At 42.7% G+C, this 2,014-nt stretch carries 1 protein-coding gene and 2 pseudogenes; all 3 read right to left on the bottom strand.

Annotation, left to right across the window (positions count from 1 at the left end):
- Window positions 1–183, bottom strand: a pseudogene (locus tag SMIDD26_RS08315) (C4-dicarboxylate ABC transporter); the annotation flags it as partial.
- Window positions 184–292: 109 nt separating this feature from the next.
- Complete coding sequence (locus tag SMIDD26_RS08320) at window positions 293–841, bottom strand: carboxymuconolactone decarboxylase family protein (RefSeq protein WP_000206768.1); 549 nt, start codon at window positions 839–841, stop codon at window positions 293–295.
- A gap of 132 nt (window positions 842–973) precedes the next feature.
- Window positions 974–2,014: pseudogene (locus SMIDD26_RS08325) on the bottom strand (alanine/glycine:cation symporter family protein); the annotation flags it as partial.

Consider the following 2,014-nt stretch of genomic DNA (forward strand, 5'->3'; position numbering starts at 1 on the left):
CTTGGTCAATTCTTGCTTGGTTTCCTTCCAATTAAAGAGATGAAGAATCAGAAAGTAAATCCACAAAATCAAACCTGTCAGACTCAACAGATGGGACAGAACTGGCAACGTATCTAAAACGAGATTTCCAGCTCCTGCCAAACCTAGCAAACAACCAGAAAATACCAAGGGGAGTTTTTTCATCCTAACCTCCAATAATTATGTTAGTTTCAGTATAGCATAAAAGCGCTTAAATGAGGACTTAAAAAAACGAAGTCCGATTATTTCAGACTTCATTTTACTCAGATATGAATTAGGCATAAGGTTGCAATTCTGGGTTAATTGGTGTATTGGCTAGGTTGTTGGCATAGTTACAGAGGCTTGCTAGGCTGACACCAAGAACCACATCCAAGGCATTTTGTTGAGTGTATCCAGCTTCTAGAAACTCAGCCAAGGCTTCATCTCCTACACGACCCTTGGTATTGATAACTGCCAAGGTAAACTTAGCTAGGGTGTCCAATTTAGGATCTGTTTCAATTGGAGTACGATTGCGAAGGGCTTGCAGAAGATCATCGTTCATCTGGATTTGTTTGATTGAAAAGGCTGTGTGACCTGCGACGCAGAAGGCACAACCATTGGTTACAGCTGCCGTGATTTGCACCACTTCACGCTCAACAGGTGTCAGGCTATTGCGACGGTTGATAGCTCCGACAGTTCTGTAGGCTTCTAAAGCAGTTGGTGCATTAGCCAAGAGACCAATTAGGTTGGGAATATAGCCATTGTTATCTTTTTCTACTGTTTCAAGAACCTCTTTCACTTCTGCTGGTGCTGATTCTACTGTATGGATGGTAAATGTTGTCATCATAAAACCTCTTTTCATGTTGTTGAAATCTAGTCTATCACAGATTCTATACCTTGTATAATATATATTTTAAATTGCACCGATAGAAATTTTTTATGAACGCAAAAAAATCACACGAGCTGTGTGATTTCATTATTTATTAAAATACTTTTTAGTCTCAGCAATAACGACTGGCGACAAGACCAAGAGGGCAATCAAGTTTGGCAGAGCCATCAAGGCATTGACAATATCTGCGATAATCCAAACCATATCCAACTCGATAAATCCTCCCAGCAAGACCATGAGCACAAAGACCACACGGTAGAGCCAGATAAAGCGAACCCCAAAGAGAAACTCAAAACAACGTTCTCCGTAATAGTTCCAACCTAGAATCGTTGTAAAGGCAAAGAGCACAAGGAAGATGGTCAAAAGGGCAGGTCCAAAGTGTGAAAAGACTGTTGAGAAGGCTGACTGAGTCAAGGCAACTCCATTCAAATCACCACTCCAAACACCAGTTACCAAGATGGTTAAACCAGTCAGAGTACAGATAATGAGGGTGTCAATAAAAGTCCCTGTCATGGAAATCAAACCTTGCTCTACTGGTTCATTTGTCTTGGCAGCTGCAGCTGCAATAGGAGCAGAACCCAGACCAGATTCGTTTGAGAAGACACCACGCGCCACACCATTTTGAATAGCCATCCGAACGCTAGCACCAGCAAATCCACCTACCGCAGCAAGGGGACTGAAAGCTGAGGTAAAGACTAAAGCGATTGTGGCAGGGATTTTCCCAATATTAAAGAAAATAACTGTAAGAGTTCCTAAAATATAAATGATAGCCATAAAAGGAACAACGGTAGTTGAAACCTTTGAAATGGACTTGAGTCCGCCAAAGACTGCAATCGCTACAAAGACAGACAAGACGAGAGCTGTGATGGCTGGCGAAATCGTCGTTGTATTTTGGATAGATTCTGTAATCGAGTTGACTTGGGTGAAAGTTCCGATTCCCAAGAGAGCAACCAGTACTCCTGCTACTGCAAACAAAACAGCAAGGGACGCCACTTTTCTCCCATTCCTAGAAGGATATAGTGCATGGGACCTCCCGCTACTGCACCATGATCGTCCTTGGTGCGGTATTTGATGGCCAAGAGTCCTTCCGCATACTTGGTAGCCATTCCAAAGAAAGCCGCCATCCAC

Origin of the sequence: Streptococcus mitis, from assembly GCF_001579035.1 — a bacterium.
In the GTDB taxonomy this organism is placed as follows: Bacteria; Bacillota; Bacilli; order Lactobacillales; family Streptococcaceae; genus Streptococcus; species Streptococcus mitis_J.

What these genes read in the sequence shown, in the direction of transcription:
- SMIDD26_RS08320 (WP_000206768.1), bottom strand. Translation starts at nt 841, where the DNA reads ATGACAACATTTACCATCCATACAGTAGAATCAGCACCAGCAGAAGTG.